General features: G+C 72.4%; 2 protein-coding genes. Both read right to left on the bottom strand.

Features of this window, described 5'->3' with window-relative positions:
- On the bottom strand, window positions 1–1,155 hold a 1,155-nt coding region (locus ACX9I7_RS32455), incomplete at its 3' end, for a beta-ketoacyl synthase N-terminal-like domain-containing protein (protein WP_459389376.1).
- A 94-nt stretch (window positions 1,156–1,249) separates the two neighbouring features.
- Window positions 1,250–3,241, bottom strand: a 1,992-nt coding sequence (locus tag ACX9I7_RS32450) for a beta-ketoacyl reductase (RefSeq protein WP_459389375.1), incomplete at its 5' end; no start/stop codon positions are given.

The following is a 3,241-nucleotide window of genomic DNA, read 5'->3' as shown; positions in this document are numbered from 1 at the left end:
AGCGGCCTGCGCATGACCAATGTTGGACTTCACCGACCCCAGCCACAACGGCCGACCCTCCGGCCGCCCCTGACCATACGTCGCCAACAGCGCCTGCGCCTCGATCGGGTCGCCCAGTGCCGTACCCGTACCGTGTGCCTCCACCACGTCCACGTCCGAGGGCGTCAGCCGCGCGTTCGCCAATGCCGCACGAATCACCCGACGCTGCGACGGGCCGTTCGGCGCCGTCAGACCATTCGACGCACCATCCTGGTTCACCGCCGAACCCCGCACCACCGCCAGCACCCGATGACCCAGCCGCCGAGCATCCGACAACCGCTCCAGGAGCAGGATTCCGGCTCCCTCGCCCCAGCCCGTTCCGTCGGCGGCGTTCGCGAAGGCCTTGCACCGGCCGTCGGCTGCCAGGCCCCGCTGCCGGGAGAAGACCTCGAACAGGCGCGTGGTGGGCATCACCGTCACACCGCCGGCCAGGGCGAGCTCGCACTCGTCCGAGCGCAGTGCGCGTGCTGCCAGGTGAAGGCCCACCAGCGAGGACGAGCAGGCCGTGCTGATCGTGACGGCCGGGCCCTCCAGGCCCAGCGTGTAGGAGATCCGGCCGGAGAGCACGCTCGCCGACGCGGCGGTGGCCAGGTAACCGCTCGTCCGTTCGTCCGCGCGCGGCAGGAGAGTGCCGTAGTCCTGGCCGTTCGTGCCCACGAAGACGCCGGTGCGGCTGCCGCGCAACGACCGGGGGTCCAGCCGCGCCCCCTCGATCGCCTCCCACGAACACTCCAGCAACAACCGCTGCTGCGGATCCATGACCATCGCCTCACGCGGCGAAATACCGAAGAACCCGGCGTCGAACTCCCCGGCGCCCCGCAGGAAACCGCCCTCACGCACGTACGACTTGCCGGGGGCGTCCGGGTCGGGATCGAACAGGTTCTCAAGGTCCCAGCCGCGGTCGTCGGGGAATTCCGACACCGCGTCCGTACCGGCTTCGAGCAGCCGCCACAGTTGCTCGGGGGTCCGTACCCCACCGGGGAAGCGGCAGCTCATGCCGACGATCGCGATCGGCTCGTGCTCGCTGTCCTCCAGCTCGCGCACCCGCTGCCGGGCCTGCTGGAGGTTGGCGGCGGTGTGCTTCAGATAGTCGAGCAGCTCTTCATCGTTGGGCATGTGTCGGATCCGCTTCCGGTGCGTCGGTCGAGTTCGGTGATCGGCGTGGGCTACGCGCGCGGTGCGTGCGGCAGCCGTCGAAGGCGGTCATCTGTCATCGGGAGATGCCGAGCTCGTTGGTCAGGAAGTCGAGCACTTCGGCCCGCGAGGCCGACTGGAGGTCACGGGAGGCTTCCGCCCGCGGGGCGAAGGCGGACTGCATTTCCTGGAGCCTGCGCAGGACCCGGGAGCGCTCGTCCGCGTCCAGTTCGGCGGCTTCGAGTCTCGTGCCCAGCGCGTCCAGCTCGGCGAGGAGGTCGCCGGGGCCGCCCTGCTCGTCGAACGCCAGGTGCTCGTGGAGGTGGTCCGCGAGAGCGGCGAGGGTCGGGTAGTCGTAGACGAGGGACGCGGGCAGCCTCAGCCCGATGCGCACCGCGAGCAGGTTGCGCAGCTCGACGGCGGTGAGCGAGTCGAAGCCGATGCTGTGGAACGTGCTGTGGGCGCCGATCGCGGACCGCGACCCATGCCCGAGGACGGTGGTGACCAGCTCGTGGACCAGGTCCAGCAGGGCCTTTCGGCGGTCCTCCTCGGGCATTCCCGCCAGTGTGCCCAGCAGGTCGGTGCCCTGTTCGGCCGGTCCGAGGTCGCCCAGGGACCGTACTTCGGGCAGGTCGGCGATGAGCCGGCTCGGTCGCGAGGCGACGAAGTCGGCGGCGAACCGCGGCCAGTCGATGTCCGCCACGACATGGTTGGCTGTGGACTCGGTGACGACCTGCCGCAGGGCGGCTATCGCGCGGTCCGGGCTCATCAGGGGGAGGCCGTAGCGGCGGGTGCGGCTGGCGATGGCCTCGTCGGCGACCATGCCGTCGCCCTGCCAGGCGCCCCAGGCGACCGAGGTCGCGGGGAGGCCGGCGGCGCGGCGCTGGGCGGCGAGCGCGTCGAGGAACGCGTTGGCGGCGGCGTAGTTCCCCTGTCCCTTGGTGCCGGTGGTTCCGGCGAGCGAGGAGAACAGCACCAGGTGTGCGTCCTCGACGCATGCGTGGAGGTTCTGCGCGCCCTTGACCTTGGCGTCGAGGGCGGCCGCAAAACGCCGCGGTGTCAGGGCGTCGATCAGGCAGTCGTCCAAGGCGCCGGCCGTGTGGATCGCGGCGCTGAGCGGGCGGCTGTCGGGGATCGAGCCGACCAGCTCGCGTACTGCGGCCGGGTCCGTGATGTCGCAGGCCTCGGTGGTCACCGCGACACCGGATGCCGCGAGCTCGTCGAGCAGGGCGGCCGCCCCGGGAGCGTCCGGGCCGCGCCGGCTGACCAGCAGGAGGTGGTCGATGTCCTGGGTGACCAGCCAGCGCGCGAGGTTGGCGCCGAGGCCGCCGGTACCGCCGGTGACGAGTACGGTGCCGCTGGGCCGCCAGGGCTCCGGGGCGGGCGGGGTGATCGAGCGCACCAGGCGGCGGACGTACACGCCGCTCGCGCGTACGGCGAGCTGGTCCTCCCCGTCCGGGGCGGCGAGCACTCCGGCGACCAGCTCGCGAGCGGCGGCGTCGGCCGAGGACGGAAGATCGATGAGTCCGGCCCAGAGCTGGGGCTTCTCCAGCGCGGCGACGCGGCCCAGGCCCCAGACGGCGGCCTGGGCGGTGTCCTCCGCGCGATCGGTGCCGTCGACGGCGACCGCTTGCGTGGTGGCGACCCACAGCGGCCCGATGCCGACTTCCTCGCATGCCTGCACGGTGGTCGCGACGGCGGCCAGCCCTGCGGGCACCACATCGGCGTCCGGGTGCGGCCGGTCGTCGAGCGGCAGGAGACAGAGCACGGCATCGATGCCCTGCGCGCCGGCGACCGCGTCCCGGAGAGCGGCGGTCAGCGCGGTCCGGTCGGCGGTGGCCGGGACCTGTACGCGGAGCACGGCGCAGCCGCGCTCGGTCAGCAGCTGCTCGGCGCCGGCCACCCACTCCACGTGCCGGTCCATTTCGGGTACCAGCAGCAGCCAACGGCCGGACGGGCCGGCGGTGGTGGTGTCGTGGGGGCGCGTACGTCGGTGCCAGTCGACGCGATAGCGCCAGTCGTCGCCTGGAGTCTGGGCGTGCGCGGTGAAGAGCGGGGCTGCGTCCAG

The sequence above is a fragment of the Streptomyces sp. L500 genome (genome assembly GCF_054551825.1).
Note: the sequence above shows the minus strand (reverse complement) of the source record. Positions and strands in the feature narration are given on the sequence as shown.